Raw genomic sequence first — 23,010 nt, 5'->3', positions numbered from 1 at the left:
GGGTAAAATCAGCGAGAAAGTTGATGTGTCGTGCTGTCGAAGAACACGAGAGGGCGAAGGCTCGTGTTTCGATCAAGGTGGTGAACCTCGAGGAGCACCAGCACGTGGTCGCCCGCGTCGATTTCTGCGCGGCGGGTGACGATGAGTGCTGCGAGGCTGTCGTGCACGAATGCGTGACCGTCGTCCCTGACATCCATGTCGATGCCGTCGAATCGTTGGCCCGCTGGCCGGCGCAGAAGATCAACGACCGGTTCCTGGTTCTCGCTCAGTACGCTGATGCCCCACCGCGACGCCCGTCGAAGTAGAGGCCACGTCGTCGACGTTCGAGCGAACGATATGGAGACCAGCGGCGGTTCGAGGGAAACCGATACGAGGGAGTTGGCGGACAGCCCGACGATGCGGCCGTCGATCCGCGCCGCGACGACAGCGACGCCAGTCGGATACCCGGCCAGGGTGCGACGCATCGATTCCGAAGTGGGTTCAGGTCGCCCGCTCGCCTCCGCCACGCGCAGAGCATGGGTACTCGTCGATGTCATGGGAACATCGTCGAACCCTCACACCCCTGTGAAGGTCAAATCGGTATCCGCGTGTTCGCCAGCGGCGAACGACAGCGGCGGCAGGAAGGGAGTGCCAAGCGAAAAGGGGTCCTGATCGCGTGATCAGAACCCCTTCTCCGCAGGCACCGTCAGGAAGTGAGCGCGTCCTGCCGGCCCTTGGCGACGTCCATGGCCTCGAGGTACCGGGTGAGCGCATCATGGCTGTGCTGCAGGAACGAGATGCGTTCCGCCATCCGCTCTCGTTCTCGAACGAGAACGGCTCTCAACTCTGGATCGGGATCTGCCACGACGATCTCCTGCGACTGATCCAGGCACGGAAGCATGTCCACGATGATGCGGGTCGGGATCCCGGAGTCGAGCAGGCCGCGGATCTTCATCACCCTCTCGACGAGGTAAGCATCGTACTCGCGGTACCCGTTGTCGAGCCGTCGCGGCATGATCAGCCCCTGTTCCTCGTAGTACCGCAGCAGCCGCCGCGGCACCCCGGTGCGTTCCGCGAGCTCGCCGATCTGCATGTCGACTCCGTCCTTCAGAAGCTTCACAATCCTGTCAACGTTACCTTGACGGTCTGTTGGGATGGAAGCTGGCCACCCCAGGGGGTTGCGCTGCCCCGGACGGCGAGCTAGTTACGGCGCCGTAGCGACCCGGACGCAGGATCGAGCAACCTGACGAGATGGCCCCGGAGGGACACTGTCGCGCCAGGGCTTGATGGAGACGTCGAACCCGGGGCTGAACATTTGTCGCCAGCGCCGCTGGGCACCAGCGGGTGGTTGGGGGTGCGCGGCTCGGGCCTGCGCTGATACCGCCGCACACCCTGGTGTGCGGCGAACTTGGTGTGCGCAGAGCGTGCGCTCGTTTGGCACGATCGACGCATGGATGTGTACTCAGGCGCGGGCCGGCCGGTGAAGGCCAGTGGGTGGGGCTTGCTGGCCCAGCCGGCGAGCGGTGCCTACGCACGAGCGCGCTCCGATTTCCATGTTCCGCCTGTGGGCAATATCCACGAGCTGGGGGACATGTGTTCGCGGTGTTCACCGCCATGTCCACCACCCGGGACGTACCTACGAGAGCTGCACGAGGGACGTCAGGTGGTACATCGACGGGTACGGGTGGCGTGCACAATCGGCAGCATGGGGCAGGCCGGTGCAGATGTATGCGGGATAACTCGGACATGCGCGGTGGTGGCAAATTGCCACCACCGCGCGACCTGCGGGTTCGCTCCGGCATGTCGCGCGGTCGGCGTCGAGTTGCCGACGGCATCAGGGCTAATCTGGACAGCCGCGGTGGTGCCAACTTGGCACCACCGTGTGACCTGGGCATCTACCCGAACGGCACACGCGCTACAGCCCGCTCCGGCCCTGGAGAACAAAACGGATAATTATGGTTCTGCCAATTTGACAGGACCATGCGACCAGGGAAGACGCCTCGGTCCCTGGCGCCGAGATCACCGCGTGCAGGCTTGGACGTAGGCGTCCACCGCTGACCGCCGCACCACAACCCGCCGCCCGATCCGAGTGCTGGCAAGCAGCCCACGCCGCACCAGCTCCCCGGCCGTCCACGACGAGACACCGAGATAAGCACCGATGCCCTCGTACGTCAGGTACGGGTCCTCAGGGTCGCCTGCTTGCTCGGCTCGGTACCGGTCCAGCACCGACCGCCGCACCCGCAGCCGGCCCTCGATCCGTGCACACGGTCCGACGCGTCCACGTCGCACCAGCTCGCCGAACCACCAGCGAGAGACCCCCAGCATCTCGGCGGCCTCGGCCGTCGTGAGCAGGGGATCGTCAACAGCAAACGGCAGCACACCCTGGGTACCCATCTCTGTCTCCTGTCCGATCGCGGTCATCGACAGGGAGGTGTGCACGAACCTCCAAGCAAGCCGCCGCTGCCCGGCCCCAAAGAAAGGGCCGGGCAGCGGCAGGGGCCCTCACCCGCTCAGCCCAGGGAACTCCACTACATTCGACGCCCGCCTCGCCGCCTGGATCTCGGCCATCCGTGCCGCCAGCCGCTCGTCGCCATCGTCTGTGGCGTGCTGGTAGACCATCGCGGCGGCGACTGTCGAGTGCCCGATCCGCCGCTGTAGCTCGGCCAGGGTCGCCCCGGCCTCGGCGGCACGAGTAGCCGCGAGGTGTCGCAGGTCGTGCCAGCGGAGTTCAAGAGGCGCCCCAGCACGCCTCTTGGCGCGAGTGAACATCGAGGAGCGGTTCCCGCCGCGCACCGGTCGCCCAGCGGCTGTCGCGAACACCAAGGACCGCGGACCGGGCCCGGTGTAGCGGTCCAGGTGAGCAAGGAGGGCTCGGGCGGCTTCCGGCGGCAGGTGCACCTTGCGGCGCCCGGCGTCGGACTTGGGCGGGCCGAACGCGACGGGCTTGCCAGGCACGTCCACGAGCGTTTGCCGCACGTTGAGCCGCACGCCGCCCTGCGGCGTCCGCTCGACGTGCTGGCGTTCGAGCGCGAACAGCTCGCCCGCGCGGAGCCCGGAGTGTGTCGCGACGATTACGGCCGCGCGGTAACGCTCGGAGGGCCCGTCGAAGGCTGCGGCGATCGCGTCCACAACGGTGTCACCGGGGACCACGCGTTCCGCCGGCCGGGTCTGGCTCGCGCCCCGGATGCTGCACGGGTTCGCCTCGATGAGCCGGTCGCGCACGGCGTCACCGCAGATGGTCCGCAGCAGCGCGTAGGCGTGCGCCGCCTGAGTGCGGCCGGTCACCGTCCCGGCATGCCGCGACTCGACCGACGCGGCGGCGGGCGAACCGGCAGTCCGCCACGCCTCCCACACCCGCGCAGGCATCCGCCCCGAGTCGCCCACCGGTAGACCCGTGGAACGGGCCCAGGCTCGCACGTGCACCGCGTCGCTCGGCCCGCCGCCACGCGCCAGCCATTGCGCGGCGGAGTCCGCCGTCGCCACCAACAGCGCGGCGTACCACTCGCTCACCATGATGTGCGACAGCGACCGCAGGGGGAGCGAGCCGAGGTCGAGCTGCCGCGCACCGCCCGGGCTCGGCAGCGGCGCGAGGATCCAGCGCCGCAGCAGCCGCTCGTAGCCGTCGAGGGTGGAGGGCTTCAGGTCGCGCGTGGCGAGCCAGCGCCGCGCGTACTCGCGCAGCGGTACGTCGCCAGTCTCGGGCTCGCGGTAGGTGCCCTGGTAGACGTCGCTGAGCACGCGGGCCAGGGCGGCGTTGGCCGCCTTCTCGGACTCGAACGTGCCGATCGGGCGGCGCACGCCGTCAGGCCCGGTGTACCTGGCCTGCCAGCGGTTCGGGCCGCGCTGCCGGATGTTGCCGTAGGCACGGCGGATGCTGCGGCGGGGACGCTTGGTCATGCTTCGAGGTGTGCGCGCCTCGCCAGACGAGGCCGGCCGCGGATCGGGTGAAGCGGACATTAGGACTCCGGCTCCTGGCCCTGCCGAAAGCGACTTAGGGCCATTTAGGGCCAGCCGGCACCGCTTCCAGCCCTCCAGAATGCACGAAGCCCAGGTCAGAAACACTCTCTGACCTGGGCTTCCGCACTCTGAGCGGGCGACGGGAATCGAACCCGCGTAATTAGTTTGGAAGACTAAGGCTCTACCATTGAGCTACGCCCGCACGACCCTGCCTCGCAGCAAGGTGCGGTCGATACCTTAGCAAACCTCGCGCCCACCGAGCGGCACGGACGAGCGTGACACGCACCGCCGTCGGGCAACCGGGCACGAGCATCACCCCTTCACCGACCCCGACGCCAGCCCAGCGACGTAGTACCGCTGCAGCGCCACGTACAGGATCACGCAGGGGATCATCGCGATGACGGACCCCGCCGCGAGCAGCCCGAAGTTCACCTGCCCGTACGCCCCCTGCTGCAGGTTCACCAGCGACACCGGCAGCGTGTAGAGGCTCTGGTCGGTGAGGAACGTCAGCGCCCCGAGGAACTCCGTCCACGACGCGAGGAACGCGTACAGGGCGGCGGTAGCGGTCCCCGGCACCACCAGCGGCCGCAGCACCGACACCAGGATCCGAATGGTCCCGGCCCCGTCGACATGCGCCGAGTCCTCGAGCTCCGCCGGAACGGAAGCGAACGTGTTGCGCATGACGAAGATGCCGAACGGCAGGTTCACCGTCGTGTAGAACAGCACGAGCCCGAACAGGCTGTCCGTCAGCCCCATGACGTTCATCTGCAGGTAGAGCGGCGTGAGGATCGCCTGGAACGGGATCATCAGGGTGACGAGCACCATCCCGAACAGCACGCCGCGCCCCCGGAAGGGGAACTTGGCGAACCCGTATCCGGCGAGCGTCGCGAGCACGGCGGTGAGCACCGCCGTCGAGATCGACACGATCGCCGAGTTCAGGATGCCCCGCCAGACCGCCGGCTGGTCGACCACCGCCTGGAAGTTGATCCAGGACAGCTCGAAGAACCGTGCGTCCGGGGCAGCGACGATGACGTCGCCGGGCTGCCCCGCCCGCACGAACGCGATGACCAGCGGCACCAGGAACACCAGGGCCGCGAGCGTGCCGCCCACCACATAAAGGGTGCGCTTGATCCGGGTGTCCCGCTCCGGCCCGCCCGCCCCCGGCGCAGAACCAGCAGAACCAGCAGAACCGGCAGGACGACGCCGCACGGCCCCCGCACCCCGCGCCGCCGAGACCTCTGTGACCGTAGCCATGTCAGTTCCTTTCCCGCAGCAGCCAGAACTGTGCCGCGGTGACCAGACCGGTGATGACGACCAGGACCAGCGACATGGCCGTGGCGGCGCCCAGCTGGAGCTGGACGAAAGCGCGGCGGTAGATGGCCATGACGATCGTCGTCGTGTCCGACCCCGGTCCGCCCTGGGTCAGGATGTAGAACTGCGTGAACGCCAGGAACGACCCGATGACCGACAGGATCACGGTCATCGCGATCGTCCGGCGCAGCATCGGCACCGTGATCTGCACCTCGCGCTGCCACCACGAGGCGCCGTCCATCTCCGCGGACTCGTAGACCTCGCGCGGGATGCCCTGCATGCCGGACATCAGCAGCACCATCGTCAGGCCCGAGGCGCCCCAGACGACCATGACGCACAGCAGCCCGGTGGCCAGCGGCCCGTTGACGAGCCACGCCGTCGTGCCGTCGGTGAGGCCGAGCCACTTGAGCGCCACGTTCACCATGCCGCTGTTGGGCTGGGCCTCCAGCAGCATGAGGAAGCTGAGCGTCGTCAGGCCGATGACGAACGGGACGAAGAAGATGGTGCGCAGCAGTGTCGCGCCCCGGCGGTTCGACCGGACCAGCACCGCGAGCCCGTACCCGAGCAGCAGGATCGGCAGCGTGACGATCGCCGTGTAGAGCAGGGTGTAGCCGAGCGCGTCCCAGAACGTCGGGTCCGTGAGCACGGAGGCGTAGTTGTCGAGCCCGATGAAGCGGTAGTCGCCGATCAGCGGGAAGTTCGTCAGCGAGATGTAGGCCGCCACCACGAGCGGCACGAACACGAAGACGACGACGAGCACGAGCGCCGGCGTGATGAGCGCCAGGCCGGTGCGCCGCGGGTGCGTGAGGGAGCCGCTCATGCCTGGGCCTGCCTCAGGATGCGGTCGTACGTGGACTGGGCCTCCTGCATCGCTGCATCGACCTCCCCGTCGAAGACGGCAGAGCGGAACATGCGCAACCACGGTCCGTCCTGCTGGTTGTAGATCAGGTTGTAGGCGAGCGTGGTGGGCGCGTAGCCGGTCTCCAGCGCCTCCAGCGGCGGGACGACGAACGGGTAGCTCTCCCGGAACTCCGGCGTGACGACGTCGGACCGGACGGGGGAGTAGAAGCCCTCCGGCATCCGCGACTGCTGCTCGACGGAGACGGCGAACTTCATGAACTCCCACGCCGCCGAGGGGTTCCGCGCGCCGTTGAGGAGGCAGAGGTTGTCGCCGCCGTCGAAGAAGGCCCGGCCGCCGTCCGGACCGGGCAGCAGGACCACCTGCGAGCGGTCCAGCAGCTCCTGGTCCGCGTTCGGCACGACGACGCCGTACCCGGCGGGGAACATACCCAGCCGTCCGGCGGTGTAGTCCGCCGACCAGCGGGAGGCGTCGTCGGCGAAGCTGCCCGGCGGGACGAGCTGCTCCGCCCACAGTGTCCGCTCGAGGTCGAGCGTGCGGCGCAGGGCGTCGTTGCCCACGATGTCGCCCCGCTGGCTACCGACCTCGCCCTGGATCAGGTCGCGGCCGGTGGCCCAGACGTGCGGCTGGACGGTGAAGCCCAGCGCGCCCGAGGCGTTGCCCGGGAACGACCAGCCGTAGACGTCGCTGTCCAGGCCCGTGATGGCGCGGGCCGCGTCCAGGATCCCGGCGAAGTCCGCCGTCGACTGCGTGACGTCGAGACCGGCCCGTTCGAACAGCTCGGTGTTGCAGAACAGCACCGAGAAGTCCCCGATGAACGGCAGGCCGTAGTGGCGCCCGTCCTTCGTGCTCAGCGCGAGGTGGCCCGGGCTCAGGGCGTCGCCGATGCCGAGCTCCTCGATGAGCGGCGTGAGGTCCGTGAAGGCGTCGCGGTAGGCGAACATCGTCGAGTAGATGTCGTCGATGTCGACGACGTCGGGCACGCGCCCGCCGCGGATCGCCGTCGCGAGCTTGGTGACGTACTGCCCGTTCTGGATGGGCGTCAGCGACACCCGGATGCGGTCCTGCGCCTGGTGGAACGCGTCGACGACGGCCTGGGTGCCGTTCACCGTGTCCGACCGGCACCACAGGTTCAGCGTCCCGCTCGCGTTCTCGCCGAAGCCGGCGGCCTCGACGTTCGCCGGGCGCAGCGTGCCGCCGCAGCCGGCCAGCGCGGCGGCCGCCGTCGCCGTGCCGGCCAGCGCGAGCAGCTGGCGTCTGGTGAGCTCCATTGCTCTCCTCTCCCTTGCCTTGCGGTGGTCAGAGCACCGGCACCCAGACCCGCATCGGCTGCGGGCCGCGGTTGGCCCACGCGTAGTACGGCACCGCCGTGAGCGTCACCTCGCGCGTCGCTTCAGGGGCCGACGCCGCTACCGGCGCGTACGGCGTCGTGGCGTCCGCGTCCGGCCCGGGGACGACGGCGCCGCGGGCCCGCACCACCGTGACCCCGCCGAGCAGGTCGGGCCGGAACTCGTCGGACAGCGCGCCGGCGACGTCGATCCGCAGATCGTCGACGACCGCGCCGTCCTCCTGGTCGGGCTGTTCCAGCGCGTACACGAGCGGGCCGCGCTCGATGGCGACGCACCCGCGTACGGCGTCGACCCGGGGGTCGGCGACGGTGAGGCGCGGCGTCATCGGCAGGTCCAGGACCATCGTGTCGCCCGCGGCGAACCGGCGGGTCGAGCGGGCGTACGAGCCGGCGGGGACGGGCTCGCCGTCGAGCGTGGCGCCGTCGGCCCAGGCGGGGACCCGCAGCGCGAGGATCGTCTCGCCGTCGGGCGCCTCCTCGACGTGCAGGGCGATGCGGCCCTCGTCCGGGTAGCGGGTCTCGACACGCAGGCGCAGCGTGCCGCCGTCGAGCGGGGCCGTGACCGTGCCGGACGCGTACTGGTGAAGCTGCAGGCTCGGCCCGTCCGCCGTGGCCACGTAACCGGTGAGGCTGGAGACGGTGCGCATGATGTTGGGCGGGCAGCAGGCGCAGTTGAACCAGGTGCGCCGGCCGTGGGCGGGGCTGCGGTCGCCCTCGGGGTGCGCGTCGCTGCGCAGCTGGAGCGGGTTCACGTAGAAGTACTCGGTCCCGCTGAGCGACACCCCCGCCAGGAACCCGTTGAGGAGCATGCGCTCGATCTGGTCGGCGTACCGGGCCTCGCCCGTGGCCAGGAGCATGCGCCACGCCCACTGCACGCCGCCGATCGCCGCGCACGTCTCGGCGTAGCCGCGGTCGGTCGGCAGCTCGAACGGGTCGCCGAACGACTCGTCCTCCCAGCGCGCCCCGAGCCCGCCCGTGACGTACTGCTTGCCGCGCTCCATCGACCGGTACTGCGTGTCGAGGGCAGCGAGCAGCTCGGCGTCGCCCGTCTCGATGGCGACGTCGGCCGCACCCGCGCCGAGGTACACCGCACGCACGGCGTGCCCCTCGACCGTGGTGGCCTCGCGCACCCGCACGCGGTCGGAGTAGTAGGTCGGCGCGTGGCCGTGACCCTCGATGATGCCGGTGCCGCGCGCCTCGACGAACCACCGCGCCAGGTCCAGGTAGGCGCGCGTGCCCGTCTCGCGGAACAGCTCGACCAGGCCCATCTCGACCACGGGGTGGCCGTCGACCTCGCGGAGCTGGCCCTCGTCATCGCCGAACGTGGCGACGAGGTGGTCGGCCAGGCGGACGGCGACGTCGAGCAGCTCGCGCCGGCCCGTGCCGCGCACCTGGGCCACGGCCGCCTGGAACAGGTGACCGGCGCAGTACAGCTCGTGGCTCCAGGGCAGGTCGCTGTACCGGGGGACGTTCCGGAGCATCGGTACGGAGTCGAGGTAGCCGTCGTCGGCCTGCGCCGCGGCGAGCAGCGCGGTGACCCGGAGCTGGTCGTCGAGGAGCCGCTGGTCGGGCTCGCGGGCGTACTCCCAGGCCGCCGCCTCGAGCCACTTGTGGACGTCGGAGTCCGCGAAGATCGGCCCGATCGCCTCACCCTCCGCCTCTCCGGCGGCGATCTCCAGGTTGCGCAGGTTCCCGGCCTTCTCGAGCTGTGCCAGACCCTCGGGGATCGCCGCCGACCGGTTGACGTCGGCGGTGCGGCGCCACAGTCCTGCGTCGATGGTGACCTGCCCGATCGCGAGCGGCCGGAGCAGGACCCGGGCGTCTGCGGAGGGCTCGGCGGGTCCCCGCGTGGTGCCGCTGGAGGTCAGAGTCGTCATCGATCTCTCCTTCGAGACGGAAACAAGGAATCCGATTTCCTAATGTACGGACCGGCCCGGTGAGCGTCAAAGGTCCGGGCGAAACTGCTCAAGAACGAGGGCTGTGCTGGGCTGAGAGGTACGATGGCGCCCACTCGGCCGAGCCTGCTCGGCACGGAGGGTGATACCAAAGGAAAACGCTGCGGGCGGAAACGGGACCGGGGAGGTCGGTGCGTGATGGAGCGGGGACCGGTGGTGCGGATCACCGACGTGGCGGCCTTGGCCGGTGTGGCGCCGAGCACGGTGTCCAAGGCGCTCAACGGCACCGGGTCCCTGCGGGAGAGCACCCGGGCGAAGGTGCGGGAGGCGGCGGACCGGCTCGGCTTCGTGCCCGACGCGACCGCACGCTCCCTGTCGGCGCGACGCAGCTTCACCGTGGGCCTGCTCAGCACGGACTCCGCGGGCCGGTTCTCGCTGCCGGTGGTGCTCGGCGCGGAGAACGCGCTGGTCGGCGGTGAGCTGTCGGCACTGCTGGCGACGGCGCGCCACGACCCGGTCCGCGAGCAGCACCACGTGCGGGCGCTCGTGGCCCGGCGGGTCGACGGGATCATCGTCACCGGCCGCACCACCGAGCCGCGCGAGCCGATCCGTGTGCCGATGCCCGTGGTCTACGCGTTCGCGCCGTCCGTCGATCCCGACGACGCCTCGGTGGTGCCCGACGACGCCACCGGCATGCGGCTGCTCGTCGAGCACCTGGTGGCGCTCGGCCGCCGTCGGATCGCCTACGTGGGCGGGCGCGCCGAGCAGGCGGCGTCGACCGTGCGCCACGACACCCTGGTGGCGGAGCTCGCGGCCCGGGGCCTGGAGCTGGTCGGCCCCGCGTTGTACGGGGACTGGTCGGAGCAGTGGGGCCGGCGCGCGGTCGATGCGGTGCTCGGCCGGGATCCTGGCGGGGCGGTGGCCGACGGCGCGGCCGGGGGAGCGCCCGCCGTGGACGCCATCGTGTTCGCCTCCGACCAGCTCGCGCGCGGCGGCTGCGACCGGCTCCGGGAGCGCGGACTGCGGGTGCCCGACGACGTCGCCGTGACCGGCTACGACGACTGGGACGTCATGTCGCTGGCGAGCCGGCCACCGCTGACCACCGTCGACATGCAGCTCGAACGGCTCGGCCAGCGGGCCGCGGAGCTGCTGATCGCCGCGATCGAGGGGGAGCCGGCGCGCGGCGTCGAACGGCTGGCTCCGCGGCTGGTCGTGCGGGCCTCGACGCTGGGGGACGGGTGACGACGTCGGTCCTGACCGGGGCCAGACGTGCAGGTCACTCGCGCGACCTGTACGTCTGACAGCTGCCGGGCCGGGGGCCACGCCGCCGGGTAGTACTCGTCGAACGCTTGCGACTCGAGCTGGCAGCCGAATGCCGAGGTCGTGCGGGGCAACGGGTCGGTGCCGATCGGCCGAGTACGGCTTCTGTCCACCAGCTCACCTCGGGCCAGTCCGCAAGAAGAGAGTTTTCATCCAAGGACTTCCGGTAGAGTCGCTTCGACGCTACGGTCGGGAAAGAGTCAGGCAGCGGCTCATCGGCGCAGATAGCGACGAGGAAGGCTGCTGTATGACCGCAGAACCCACGAATACCGGGCGTGCTTTCACGCCTGGCACGACCCACCTCACGGGGCGTTACCGGTACGACCTGGCCACGCAACAGTGGTGGTGGTCGGACGAGACGTTCCGGATCCACGGCTTCGAGCCTGGTGACGTGGTGCCGACCATGACGCTCGTCCTGGCGCACAAGCACCCGGAGGACCGCCCCCGCGTGTCGCGGATGTTCGAGGGCGCCGCCATGACGGGCGCACCGTTCAGCAGTGTCCACCGCATCATGGATGCCCGCGGCCGGGAGCGGACGCTGACGGTGGTCGGGCAGGGCCGGCGCGATCCCGACACGCGCCACGTGTCCGAGCTGGTGGGCTACTTCGTCGATGTCACCACCGCGGTCCAGGAACGAGCCGGCAAGGCGGCGTCGGTGTCCATCCGCGCCTCGGCCGCCACCCGCGCGCCCATCGAACAGGCGAAGGGCATCATCGCGTTCGCGCTGGACGTCGACGTCGACGAGGCGTTCGAGCAGCTGCGCAGGACCTCCAACCACACGAACGTCGCCGTCCGCGACGTCGCGCGGCGCATCATCGAGCTCACGGCGACAGGCAGCTCCGCGGCAGACGTGGCCGAGATCCTGGGCGCACCGGCACCCGGAGTGCCTCGGCACTGACCGACGCCCGCCCTGACCGCCGCCCGCGACGAAGCCGGACCGTGCTGAACTGCACGGTCCGGCTTCGCCGCATGTGCCCGACGGCGCGATATTCTGAACCCCACCAGGTCCTGTGCCCCGCACCCGGGACATCGGCCGCACGACCTAGCCCCGAGGACCTCCGTGACCACTGCATCGTCAGCCGGCCGACCGCCGCTGGAGAACGAGCTTGAGCAAGCCCTCGCGACAGGCGCCAAGCCACCGGTCGGGCGCTACCAGCTTGACCTGGCGACCGGAACCTGGGAGTGGTCCGACGAGGTGTACGAGATGCACGGCTTCGAGCCGGGCGAGATCGTGCCGACGACGCCCCTGATCCTGTCGCACAAGCACCCCGAGGACCGTGACCGGGTCGACGGCGTGCTGCGGCGTGCGGCCGAGACCGGCGAGCCGTTCAGCTCGGTGCACCGCATCGTGGATGCCAAGGGCAGGACCCGCACGCTCGCCGTGACCGGTCAGGGGCGGCGTGCCTTCGCGACCGGCCGCGTGAACGAGCTGTTCGGGTACTTCATCGATGTCACGGAGGCGCAGCGGAAGGCCGCAGCGCGCGAGGCGACGGCGTCGATCAAGGCGTCGGCGGCGCAGTGGTCGGGCATCGAGCAGGCCAAGGGCGTGCTCATGGTGGTCTACGGCATCGAGGACGAAGCGGCGATGAACGTGCTGCGCGAGGCGTCCAACCGGTCGAACCTCGCCGTCCGGGACGTCGCCTACTCCCTGGTGCACCTGTTCTCCGGCTCGGACGTTACCGAGGTCCCGACCAAGGAGGCGATCGAGAAGTTCCTCGCGGACCCGATCCCGCCGGACGACCTCTGACGCGTGGCGCCTGACGTTCACGGCCTGGCCCGGGGAGCTGTTGAGCCGCCCGGAGCGAGGCGGTTGGCCGGGACGGAATGAGCCGGACCTGCCGGTGTGAATCCGTTACGATCTGTCCTACGCGTGTACGTAATGTTCGCGCGGGTCACGCAGGCGTACGCGTCTCCGTGGACGACGGGCTGTGGCGCAGCTTGGTAGCGCATCTGCTTTGGGAGCAGAGGGTCGCTGGTTCGAATCCAGTCAGCCCGACCAGGGAAAACACGGTGGGGGAGTAGTTCGCTCCCCACCGTGTCCCACCAGGACCCCGTTCACGCTCGCCCCTGGTAGGCCATCAGAGCCGCCGCAGCGAGGCCCAGCGCATCGTCGCGCGCAGGTCGTGGATGCGGAAGCCCTCGAAGCCCAGGTCCGCTACGAGCTTCGTCCAATCGGAGTAGTCGCTCCAGCGGATCCATGACGCCGAGGACGATGACGCGGACGGCCGATGCTGGCCGCGCTCCAAGCCGCAGGACGACAAGACTTCGCTCGCTGTTTCCTTCGGGTAATGGCTCTCCGGCAACCTGTCTTGACGCGGGACCTGCTTGACGCTTCTGTGTCGGACCTGCATGACAGGGCGAGCTAGAGCCGGTGCAGTGCAGGGATTAGGGTTGCCGCGACCATGGATGACAACCAGAACCGCCCCCTTAGCGAGCTGCGTCGAGGCGAGAACGTCTATGCCACTGTCACGGGTCATCACCCATGGGGGCTCACCGCTGAGATCCATGGGTTCCAGTCGGTGGGCGCATCGCTCGACGTGATTCGCCGCGGCCGCGAACCCGGGGTGCGGCTACTGAGGAAAAAGTTGCCGCCCGTGGGCGTGACCGTCGAACTGGTGATTGGCGCGGTGCGGCCGTGGCATCACGAGCCGTGGGTATGGGTGGATCTCACAGCAGTCCCCCCTCCCTCCGCGAGCCTTGCCAGGGTCCGGTAGGTCGTCGACAGGCTTACCCGGTGCTTCCGGTCTGCCAGGGCGAGGTGGATCTCGTTCACGGTGCGGAACCGTTCGCTCGTCGCCAGCTCGCGCTGGACCAGCGAACGTGGCGAAGTCCGCCGTGAGCGGCCGCTCATCGAGCCTTGGCGCTCGGCGTGCGGAGGGGTGAGCGCCAACCACTTCTGAAAGTCATTCTCATCCGGCGCAGTCAACCAGTCCTGAGAACGGTTCTCAATGCGCACCGTGCGGCAAGCTGTCGAGCCCACCCGCCCTGCCGGGTCTCGAAGGGCGGGTGAACCTGGGCCGGTACCTCTTGATAATGATTCTCACTCCTGCTTCACTCCTCGCGTGCGTGAGAATCGTTCTCATTTGTCCGAGTTCGGGCGCGCGCCGAGATGGAGGAGAACCAGATGATGATCAAGCGAAAGACCGGGCGTCGGATCGCAGCGGCGCTGGTCACGATGGGAGCCGCCGCCGGGATGACGGGGGCGCTTGCAGCACCCGCAGCAGCGGCCGACCGCACCTCGGGCCACTTCGACATCGCTGCGGAGGTCGAGTGCGATGCCTTCGGCGAGGTGTCTGATGTCGCGGTCCACGTGCACGAGCACGTCGGCGGTAGCGAGGTCGAGCTGCCCGCGGGTGACTGGCTGACCTTCACGGGCACGAGCGGGCCCGAGGTGGGCTTCGCGGTGGAGGCAGGCGAGTCCTGCGGTGTTCTCGACGTCGAGTTCGAGCCGACGCCGCTCGACTCGAGCAGCACGGGCGGCACGCTCTCGGGCACCGGCGCGGCGGGCAGCATCTTGGCCAGCAAGACCGACGCCTCCGGCAGTGTCGTGCTGGACGGTAGCGGTCACGAGGACCTGACCTGGTCCTTCAACCGCACCGGCACGTACCTGCTGACGTTCGACGTGACCGTCAATGGCAGCGTCTCGGTGCTGTCCGAAGAGGTCCCGCTCAAGCGCTCCTGACCTGGGACGGGGAGGACGGTTCGCGCCGTCCTCCCCGTACTGCGCGGATCGACCAGCAGCCCGTGCGCGGACAGTGCGCATCGAGAGAGAAAGGCCCGCCGTGGTCAGGAAGTCCGAACCGAGTCGCCGGGTGGCGGCTACCGCCCTCGCCCTCGGGCTCGTCGTGGCCGGTGTGCCGGCCGGTGTCTCGGCGACGGCGCAGCCCGCGACGGCCGTCACCGAGACCGGCGCGGCCCCGCGCGTCGTCCTCGACGGCGGCAACGCCTTTGTCAACGCGCTGCTCGAGGATGGTGAGCCGGTGATCGACGTCGGCTGGTCCGCCGAGTCCGGCCCGGCCACGATCACCAACCGATATGCCCCCGACGATGTGGTCATCTCGGTGCCGCGTCCCCTTGCCGTGACGACGCCGGACGACCCGGGGCTGGCGCCGCTCGGCCCGCCCGGGACGGAGTTGTGGGGCACGAGCCAGGACTTCCCGACGCTCGACTTCACCGGGACCGACGTCGTTCCGCGGCTGAACAACTACGGCCTGCCGCGCGACCAGGTCGCGCGCAACGGAGTCACGTGGGAGCTCACCGACGCGCGTGGTGGTGGCCTGGTGGCGATCGGTGGTCCGGTCCCGATGCCCGGCGTGACCATGAACCGGGTCTGGTACGCCGGCCACGGGCTGCACACGGAGGTCACCTACGCCCCGAGCGCAGCGAGCATCTCCCCGCCGCAGAACCAGAGCTGGCTCTTCTCGGACCTGGGCCTGCACTGCCTGGACCTGCGCGTCTCGGTGACGGGGACGGACGGGCAGGTGCGGACCTCACCCGTGGTGACGATGCGGGTGGCCGTCGGCAACGTGCCGGACGCGGCCACCGCGGAGTGCGGCACCCCGGCGGACCCGGACCTTCCGGTGCTTCCACCCGACGAGCCCGGCGATCCCGATCCTGACCCCGATCCCGATCCCGACGCACCCGACCCCGCCGACCTGACCGATCCGCGGAACAACGTGCTGTTGCCCACCACGCACTCGGACCTGTCCCTGCGACCCGGCGAGGACGAGCTGCGCCTCATGGTCCGCGAGTCTCGCGGGAACTTTCTGAAGTGGTACGAACCGGAGACGCTCGTGGTGCACGTGCCCGACGCCGCGCGGGTCACGGTGCCGGAACCGACCCCGACAGCGGACTCGACGTTCCTCGCCCCAGCGGGCAGTGCGATCTACCGGCTGCCCAAGGTGCCCAAGGCTGACCTGCCGTGGCTCGGTGTCTCCTCGGAGGCGTTCAGCGAGCAGGACTACGACCGCCTGCCGACGTTGCGGCTGGAGAGCGTGAGCGGGGCGGACGGTGGTCCGCCGCCGGGCGAGTTCTTCCTCGGCGCCGACGAGGCTCACGTCCGCTCCGGGGCCGCCCCGTGGTTCTCCACCCGCCAGGGCTTGCCCCAGGCCCGCCTGGCTCTCGAACGCACGCTCGGCCACAAGCACCTGAGCTGGGACTTCACCGCACCAGGCACGTACTGCGCGCGAATCACCTCCACGGCCACGACGGTCGCCGGCGCGGCGCGCGACGACGACATGGTGCTCACCTTCGTCGTCGGCGGTACCGGCTACGACCCGACGTCGGCGCCCACCTGCATGCAGCGCGACGCCGACCGGGCGCGCAGCCACGCCGCCGCCCCGGAGGATGCCGTACCCGGTGAGGTGACGCGCGTCCTGACCCCTGAGGAGCTGGGTCGGGCGTCCTTCGCCGCCCTGACCCCGCGCCTGGCCGGCAGTGAGCTGAGTGTCGGCCTGGTTACGGGGGACCTGCACGGGCACGGCGTCCGCCACGACCCGGCGGACGTGGTGCTGACGACGGGAACGACCCCGCGCTGGCTGCACGTCCAGCGACTGCGGGAGGACTGGCGTGACGCCGAGCCGGACCGGATCGACGGATACCAGCTCGGGCCAGGTTCGGGTCAGCTCAACGCCGTGGACCTCGACCTGGCGCACCTGGACCCCGCCGACTGGAGGGGCGATCTGGCCTGGTCGCTCGACGACGTGACCGGGCCGGGCGAGTTCCTCGTGGTCGACGACCGGCAGGCCCTCGTACCCGGGCACGAGGGCGCGCTGCTCAGCACCGTTCCAGGCTATGAGGCGTCCGAGGCGGAGGTCCGTCCGGGCGGAGCGAACCTGCTGCAATGGCTCTTCACGACAGTGGGCCGCTACTGCGTGACGACCACGCTCGCGGGCACCACGGCCGACGGGACCGCGGCATCGGCGACGACCACGCTGACCGTCGCGGCCGGCGTCGACCCGGCCGAGGTTGAGCCGTGCTCGCCCGACGGTGACCCCGACCCCGACCCCGATCCGGACCCAGACCCGGATCCGGACCCGGATCCGGACCCCGACCCGGGTCCCGGCGACCCTGTTGAATGGCCCGTCACCGACCGCGCGGTGCTGCGCAGCGGTCACGTCGACCTGCTGGCTCGCATCGCGCCCGGCAGCCTGACCACCGTGGTACGCGACGACTCCGTGATCCCGTCCGAGGAGCACGACCCTGCCGACGTTGCGTTCGCTGTGCCGGACGCTGCACGCGTCGCCGTGCCGGGTGACGACCGGTACGCATTCCTGGGCGAGGCAGGCGACCCCGTGTGGGTGCTGCCCGAGAGCCCGACCCCAGATCTCGTCTGGCCGGGCTGGAACCTGGACGTGTCGGACGGCGCCACGGCGGACGCGGTCCGCTGGACGCTGCGGGGCGTGGACGGGCCGGGCGAGTTCGTGCTGTTCGACTCCGGTGGTGACGACTGGGGCGCACCGCGTGTGCTGCTCGGTGCCGATGCGGACCGGCTCGACTACGCGCAGCACGCGCACGGGTCGTGGGCCTTCACGGTGGCCGGGGTGTACTGCGTGGACGTGTCGCAGGCGGCTCTCGAGGTTGACGTCTCGGCGGCGAGCGACACGGCGGTGCTGCTCTTTGCCGTCGGGGTGGACGCGCGTCTAGTGACCGAGGAGCACTGCGGGCTCACGGCCGCCGAGTTCGCGGCCGGGCCGCAGGACCCGGATCCGGTGGACCCGAGTCCGGACCCGAGCCCGGACCCGAGCCCGGACCCGAGCCCGAGTCCGAGCCCGAGTCCGAGCCCGAGTCCGAGCCCGAGTCCGAGCCCGAGTCCGAGCCCGAGTCCGAGCCCGAGTCCGAGCCCGAGTCCGAGCCCGAGCCCGGATCCGGTGAACCCGAGCCCGAGCCCGAACCCGGATCCGACGGACCCGAGTCCCGGTCCGGACGACCCGGGTTCTGACCCGGGTGACCCGGGTGCTGACCCCGAAGACCCCGGAGCCGACGGGGCACCGCCCGGTGCCGCACCGGCCGACCGAGGGCCGCTCGCGGCGACCGGGTTCGAGACCGGCGCGGTCGTGCTGCTCGCCGTGGTCCTCCTCGGTGCGGGCATCGCCCTGATCATGTTCGGGCGTCGAGCAGGGATCGGACGGCGTCCTGCGAGCGGGTGAAATGGGAGATTCGTTCTTGATAACGATTCTCAGTCCTGGTTCACTTCGAACCGTGACTGAGAATCGTTCTCATAAATTGACCGCCCTGGCGGCCGTCGGTGCGCTGCTGGGCGCGCTCGTCGTCCCCGCGCTGAGCTCCACGGCGTTCGCCGCAGGGTCGACGTCCGCCACCGTGCCCGACCGCGAGTACGTGCTCACGCACGGGCACGTCGACGGCTTCGAGACCACGTACGACGCCGATACCGGCAAGCTCGTGCTGGCGGTCCGGGACGACACCCGGATCTATGACGGCGAACCCGTCTTCCGGACGCCCGAGTCGACGACCCTCGCCTACGAGGACCCGCAGAGCCAGGTCGAGCTGCCCCCGGCCGAGGGCGGCTGGGCCTTCCTCGGCGAGTACGGCGGGGACACGGTGTGGCTCGGCTCGCAGTCCGGCGGCGACCAGGGATACAGCCCCTGGGTCGGCTGGAGCACCGAGCGGCTCCTGGACTCGCTGGCCGGGACCGGCATCACGCCCGCGTCCGGCCAGCCCGTGTCGCTCGCCGTCGCCGTCGACGGGCCGGGTGATGTGTTCACCTTCCAGAACAACTCGTTCGGTCAGCCGATCAACCGGTACCTCGACACGACGACGTCCGACGGCGGGACCATCCCCGTGGCCGCGAACGCGCACGTGCACACCAACTGGATCTTCACCGCGGAGGGCGACTACACGCTCACGGTGACACCGTCGCTCGCGACATCGGGTGGCGCGACCATCACCGGAGATGCCGCGACCTATCACGTACGGGTGGGCGAGCGTCCGGTCACGACGGCGGTCACCGTCTCCGCCGACCAGGCGGAGTACACGGCGGGCGACACCGCCGTGCTGACGGCGACCCAGACGCCGCCGACCGAGCTGTCCACCTACCGGTGGGAGGTGGCGCCAGCGGGCACCGACCAGTTCGCACCCGTCGCCGGCCAGGGAGCCGGCACCTATGAGCGTGCCGTCGACATCGAGGACGACGGCGCACGTGTCCGGGCGGTCCTGCTCGACGGTGACCGGGTCGCAGGGACCTCCGAGCACGTGACCCTCTCGGTCGCGCCCGTGCCGGACCCGACTCCGACTCCGACTCCGACTCCGACTCCGACTCCGACTCCGACCCCGACTCCGATTCCGACCCCGACGCCGACCCCGACACCGACTCCGACCCCGAAGCCGACGGACCCGGGGACGGATCCGGAGCCTGGTCAGGACCGAAAGTACGTGCTCGACCACGGGCATGCCGATGCTTTCGAGACCACCTATGACGACGACTCCGGCCGCCTGACCCTGGCGGTCAAGGACGACACCCGCATCCACGCCGACCGCACGGTCTACCGTTCGCCCGAGGACGTGACGCTGGCGTACGAGGATCCTCGTGGCCAGGTCGAGCTGCCCGAGGCTACCGGTGCCTGGGCCTTCCTCGGCGAGCACGGCGGCCAGGAGGCCTGGCTCGGTTCGCAGACGGGCAGCGACCAGGAGTACCTGCCGTGGGCGGGGTGGAGCACCGAACGGCTGCTGCCCTCCCTGGCGGGGACGGGAATCACCCCCGCCGCGGGCAACCCGGTGTCCCTCGTCGTGAAGGTCGACGGTCCGGGTGACGTGTTCACGTTCCAGAACGACTCGTTCGGCCAGCCGGTCAACCGGTACATCGACACCACCTCGTCCGCCGGCGGGACGATCCCGGTCGCGGCGAACGCGCACGTGCACACCAACTGGGTCTTCACCGAGGCGGGCGACTACCACCTGACGGTGACCCCCCGCCTGCGGACTGCCGACGGCCGCACCATCACGGGGACCGCCGTCGACTACCACTTCCGTGCGGGAGCGGAGCAGGGCGATGGTCCCGGCGGAGAGGACCCGGGCAAGGACCCCGGCCAGGACCCCGGCCAGGACCCGGGCACCGACCCGGGCACAGACCCGGACGCGGATCCGGCCGGCGATCCCGGTGACGACAACAACCCGGGTGCCGGGAACGGGCCGGGCGACCAGGCGGACCAGTGCGTGGCGCAGCCCGTCACGCGCGAGGTGAGCACTCCCGGCGTGGGTGGTATCGAGTCCGGTCACTTCGACTTCGGGTCGATGGTCGAGGACGGCAAGCTCGTCACCCAGGTGAAGGACGACCGCAAGCAGCCCGCCTCCTGGGTCGACCCGGCGTCGCTCACCTTCAAGCTGAGCAAGGCCGCCGAGGACAAGGTTCCGGAGGGCAGCGAGTTCGCGTTCCTCGGCAGCGCCGGCTCGACGATCTGGTCCGTGGGCCAGGTCCAGGAGTCGGGTGTGCCGTGGATCGGCTGGAACACGCAGCACCCCAGTCTGATCGAGGCGGCGGACGGGCCGGTCACGTTCACTCTCGACGGGGTCGAGGGACCGGGCAATCTGGGCGTGTATTCCACGGGCACGTTCGGGGGAGTAGGGGCCAAGAACTTCGGCACCATCTCCGGGTTCCCGAAGTCCATGTCCGTACCGCTGAACCAGCACGTGCACGCCAACTGGGCATTCACCGAGCCGGGCGTCTACTCCGTGACGATGACGCAGTCCGTCCCGCTCAAGAGTGGTGGCACGGTGTCGGACAGCGCCACGCTGAAGTTCTCCGTGGGTGACACGTCAGGGACCACCGAGCGGACCAGCTATGTGGGACGTACGGCCACGGGCGAGGAGTGCGACCTCAGCGCCGCTCAGCGCGCGGCGTTGGCGAGCACCGGTGCGAGCGTCTTCCAGCCGCTCGCGCTGGCCGGCCTCCTGGTGCTGACCGGAGCGGCGCTCGTCGTCGTCGCGCGCCGCCGTCGGGCACAGGCATGACGGGCACCACCGCGGCGACGTCGGACTACGAGGGACTCGGCGAGTTCCACGACCTGTTCATGGTCGAACGGTGGCGCGCCCTGCGTCCCGTGTTCGAGGCGACGTTCGGCGATCTCGGGCCGGAGGCGACGCTGCTGGACCTGGGCGCCGGAACGGGCCTCGGCACCCGCACGCTCGCGGCGTGCACACGGGCGCGGATCGTCGCCGTCGAACCGTCGCGGACGATGCGGGCGGTGCTGACCGCGCGCATCGCCGACGACGACGATCTGGCCGAACGGGTCAGTGTCGTCGCGGGCGCAGCGCCGGAGATCCTCCAGGACGTGGCGGGGCCGCTCGCGGGCTTCGTCTGCGCGCACATGCTGGGCCATCTCACGGTGGCCCAGCGCGCGGGGACCTTCGCGGCCCTGCGACCACTGCTGCTTCTCGGCGCGGCCGGCGTGGCGACGGTCGACCCGGGCGGCGCCGGGAGCTCCGAGCTGATGACCGAGGAACGCCGGATCGGGTCGCAGCGGTACGTGGTGCGCTACCTGCCCTCCGACGCGGACAACCGGTACGCGAGCGAGTACGAGGTGCACGACGAGACGGGCCGGGCGGTCCGGGCGGAGCGTTTCGAGGGCAGCTGGACGTCGGTCACCGCGGCGGCCCTCGCGGCAGAGCTGGACCAGGACGGTTGGAGCGTGGAGCCGGGCGACCAGAGCACCGTGGTTCTCCGCGCGCCGGGAGGTATCGCGTGACGGCCCGCCGACGGCGCACGGCCGTCGGCGGGATCGTCGCGGGTTCGCTGCTGCTGACCGGGTGCGGGGCCGGGAGTGTCACCGCCGAGCAGGACTCCCGGCTCCGGGTGGTGACCACGACCGGGATCCTGGCCGACCTGGTGCGCAACGTGGCCGGCGAGGGCGTCGACGTCACCTCGATAGTGCCGCCCACGGGCGACCCGCACTCGTACGACCCAACCCTGCGCGACGTGCGCGACGTGGTCTACGCCGACGTGGCCTTCAGCAACTACCTGCTGCTGGAGGACCACTCGGTGGTCACCACCCTGGACGCGAACCTGCCCGACGGTGCCCCGAACATCTCCCTGGCGGAGTCGGCAACAAAGTACGCCGCCGAGGTGATCCCGCTGGTCGAGAACGTCAACCTGGACACCATCTGGCTCGGCCTGCGGGTCAGCGGGACGGGCGAGGAGCTCGGCGCCACCCGGGCGTCCGAGGCCCGCCTCCGGGTGACGGACGTGGACGGCCCGGGCCGCCTGGCCGGATACCTCACCGAGACGTTCGGGCAGCCGCGGGTCTACTTCGACTCCGGCGACGGGTTCGACGCCGCGGACGGGTACGCCCGCGATACTGCGACCCTCCCCACGGATGCCCACACTCACATGAGCTGGGCGTTCACAGAACCGGGCATCTACCGGGTAGCTATGGGGTCCGACCTGGTGGTCGAGCACGGCGGGAACCCGGTGCCGCTGGCGGAGACGACCGTGACCTTCGCCGTCGGGGTGGACCCGCACTCGGTACCCGGAATGACGGGCGCTCGGGTGCTCGACGGCGGCCATGCGGACGTCACGGTGGACCTCGACGACGGGGCTGTCGTGCTGCAGGCCGACACGCCGGTAGGCGAGGCCCCCGCGGACAGCCGGGACGAGGGCCGGGACGAGGGTCGGCACGAGGGCCAGGACGAGCACGACCCGCAGCACGCCCACGTCGAGGTGCTCGACCCGGCTGACACGGTGGTCTCGGTGCCGAACAAGGCGCTCGCCGCGGTGCCCGCCCAGCCCGGTTTCGGGTTCCTGGGCAGGCCGGGGGAGCAGATCTACCTGTTGCCGCAGGCGGTGCTGGGCAAGCACGTGCACGGTGAGATCGATCCCCACCTGTGGCAGGACGTCAGGAACGCCCAGGCGTACGTGGAGGTCGTCCGGGACACCCTGGCGGCGGCCGCCCCGGACGAGGCAGACCAGTTCCGCGCGAACGCCGAGACCTACCTGGCCGAGCTGCGGGAGACCGATGCGTACGTCGAGCGGACCATCGCGCAGATCCCGCGCTCCCGCCGGCACCTGGTGACCACGCACGACGCGTTCGCCTACCTCGGCAGGGCCTACGACGTCGAGATCGCCGGCTTCGTCACGCCGAACCCCGCCGCCGAGCCCAGCGTGGCCGACCGGATCAAGCTCACCCGGACGGTCCAGGCACTGGACGTTCCGGCGGTGTTCCTGGAGCCCAACCTCGCGGCCCGGTCCACCGTGCTCACCGAGGTGGCGCGCGAGAACGACCTGCAGGTCTGCGAGATCTACTCCGACGCGTTCGACGAGCGCGTCACGACCTACGTCGAGCTGATGCGCGCCAACGCGGACAGCCTCCGGCGATGCCTGAAGTGAAGAA

General features: G+C 70.5%; 18 protein-coding genes and 2 tRNA genes. 10 read left to right on the top strand and 10 right to left on the bottom strand.

Features of this window, described 5'->3' with window-relative positions:
- Window positions 1-8: 8 nt before the first annotated feature.
- The 9 genes from LUU90_RS05740 to LUU90_RS05700 all read right to left on the bottom strand — a co-directional run bounded on the left by LUU90_RS05740 (window position 9) and on the right by LUU90_RS05700 (window position 9,331).
- A complete protein-coding gene (locus tag LUU90_RS05740) occupies window positions 9-536 on the bottom strand; it encodes a flavin reductase family protein (protein WP_275002367.1) in 528 nt (175 codons plus the stop codon).
- Window positions 537-685: 149 nt separating this feature from the next.
- On the bottom strand, window positions 686-1,072 hold the full coding sequence (locus LUU90_RS05735) for a MerR family transcriptional regulator (RefSeq protein WP_275002366.1): 387 nt from the start codon (window positions 1,070-1,072) through the stop codon (window positions 686-688).
- 926 nt (window positions 1,073-1,998) lie between these two features.
- On the bottom strand, window positions 1,999-2,373 hold the full coding sequence (locus LUU90_RS05730; RefSeq protein WP_275002365.1) for a helix-turn-helix domain-containing protein: 375 nt from the start codon (window positions 2,371-2,373) through the stop codon (window positions 1,999-2,001).
- Between the two features lie 108 nt (window positions 2,374-2,481).
- On the bottom strand, window positions 2,482-3,876 hold the full coding sequence (locus tag LUU90_RS05725) for a site-specific integrase (protein ID WP_275002364.1): 1,395 nt from the start codon (window positions 3,874-3,876) through the stop codon (window positions 2,482-2,484).
- A gap of 191 nt (window positions 3,877-4,067) precedes the next feature.
- Window positions 4,068-4,138, bottom strand: a tRNA-Gly gene (locus LUU90_RS05720).
- 110 nt (window positions 4,139-4,248) lie between these two features.
- The gene (locus LUU90_RS05715; RefSeq protein WP_275002363.1) at window positions 4,249-5,190 is read right to left on the bottom strand and encodes a carbohydrate ABC transporter permease; all 942 of its coding nucleotides are present in this window, start codon (window positions 5,188-5,190) and stop codon (window positions 4,249-4,251) included.
- A gap of 1 nt (window position 5,191) precedes the next feature.
- Window positions 5,192-6,067, bottom strand: a complete 876-nt coding sequence (locus LUU90_RS05710; RefSeq protein WP_275002362.1) for a carbohydrate ABC transporter permease — start codon at window positions 6,065-6,067, stop codon at window positions 5,192-5,194.
- Window positions 6,064-7,377, bottom strand: coding sequence for an ABC transporter substrate-binding protein (locus LUU90_RS05705; protein WP_275002360.1), 1,314 nt, complete (start codon window positions 7,375-7,377; stop codon window positions 6,064-6,066). Before LUU90_RS05705 ends, LUU90_RS05710 begins: the two co-directional genes overlap by 4 nt.
- 28 nt (window positions 7,378-7,405) lie before the next feature.
- A complete protein-coding gene (locus LUU90_RS05700; protein WP_275002359.1) occupies window positions 7,406-9,331 on the bottom strand; it encodes a glycoside hydrolase family 127 protein in 1,926 nt (641 codons plus the stop codon).
- A 216-nt stretch (window positions 9,332-9,547) separates the two neighbouring features.
- Here LUU90_RS05700 and LUU90_RS05695 point away from each other — a divergent pair, with 216 nt between their 5' ends.
- From LUU90_RS05695 to LUU90_RS05675, 5 genes are all read left to right on the top strand, one after another.
- Window positions 9,548-10,591 (top strand): LacI family DNA-binding transcriptional regulator, encoded by a 1,044-nt coding sequence (locus tag LUU90_RS05695; protein WP_275002750.1) that lies wholly within the window; start codon window positions 9,548-9,550, stop codon window positions 10,589-10,591.
- Window positions 10,592-10,916: 325 nt separating this feature from the next.
- Window positions 10,917-11,567 (top strand): PAS and ANTAR domain-containing protein, encoded by a 651-nt coding sequence (locus LUU90_RS05690; protein ID WP_275002358.1) that lies wholly within the window; start codon window positions 10,917-10,919, stop codon window positions 11,565-11,567.
- Window positions 11,568-11,729: 162 nt separating this feature from the next.
- A complete protein-coding gene (locus LUU90_RS05685; RefSeq protein WP_275002357.1) occupies window positions 11,730-12,416 on the top strand; it encodes a PAS and ANTAR domain-containing protein in 687 nt (228 codons plus the stop codon).
- 175 nt (window positions 12,417-12,591) lie between these two features.
- Window positions 12,592-12,668: transfer RNA gene (locus LUU90_RS05680), tRNA-Pro, on the top strand.
- Window positions 12,669-13,071: 403 nt separating this feature from the next.
- Complete coding sequence (locus LUU90_RS05675) at window positions 13,072-13,383, top strand: hypothetical protein (RefSeq protein ID WP_275002356.1); 312 nt, start codon at window positions 13,072-13,074, stop codon at window positions 13,381-13,383.
- On the opposite strand, the gene LUU90_RS26460 is transcribed toward LUU90_RS05675, so the two are convergent.
- Complete coding sequence (locus LUU90_RS26460; protein ID WP_425596207.1) at window positions 13,311-13,520, bottom strand: transcriptional repressor; 210 nt, start codon at window positions 13,518-13,520, stop codon at window positions 13,311-13,313. The two genes, LUU90_RS05675 and LUU90_RS26460, sit on opposite strands and share 73 nt — an antisense overlap.
- 273 nt (window positions 13,521-13,793) lie before the next feature.
- Between LUU90_RS26460 and LUU90_RS05670 the strand changes: the two genes are divergently transcribed.
- From LUU90_RS05670 to LUU90_RS05650, 5 genes are all read left to right on the top strand, one after another.
- Window positions 13,794-14,351, top strand: a complete 558-nt coding sequence (locus LUU90_RS05670) for a hypothetical protein (RefSeq protein ID WP_275002355.1) — start codon at window positions 13,794-13,796, stop codon at window positions 14,349-14,351.
- A gap of 130 nt (window positions 14,352-14,481) precedes the next feature.
- The gene (locus tag LUU90_RS05665; RefSeq protein ID WP_275002354.1) at window positions 14,482-17,817 is read left to right on the top strand and encodes a choice-of-anchor M domain-containing protein; all 3,336 of its coding nucleotides are present in this window, start codon (window positions 14,482-14,484) and stop codon (window positions 17,815-17,817) included.
- Window positions 17,818-17,869: 52 nt separating this feature from the next.
- Entirely contained in the window at window positions 17,870-20,635 is a 2,766-nt protein-coding gene (locus LUU90_RS05660; protein ID WP_275002353.1) for a TIGR03773 family transporter-associated surface protein, read from the top strand.
- Window positions 20,632-21,369, top strand: coding sequence for a class I SAM-dependent methyltransferase (locus LUU90_RS05655; protein WP_275002352.1), 738 nt, complete (start codon window positions 20,632-20,634; stop codon window positions 21,367-21,369). Before LUU90_RS05660 ends, LUU90_RS05655 begins: the two co-directional genes overlap by 4 nt.
- A complete protein-coding gene (locus LUU90_RS05650) occupies window positions 21,366-23,006 on the top strand; it encodes an anchored repeat ABC transporter, substrate-binding protein (protein WP_275002351.1) in 1,641 nt (546 codons plus the stop codon). The genes LUU90_RS05655 and LUU90_RS05650 overlap by 4 nt, the downstream gene beginning before the upstream one ends.
- Window positions 23,007-23,010 lie beyond the last annotated feature (4 nt).

It is taken from the genome of Promicromonospora iranensis (assembly GCF_028994775.1).
GTDB classification, from domain to species: Bacteria; Actinomycetota; Actinomycetes; order Actinomycetales; family Cellulomonadaceae; genus Promicromonospora; species Promicromonospora iranensis_A.
This window is presented reverse-complemented; position numbering and strand designations above follow the sequence as displayed.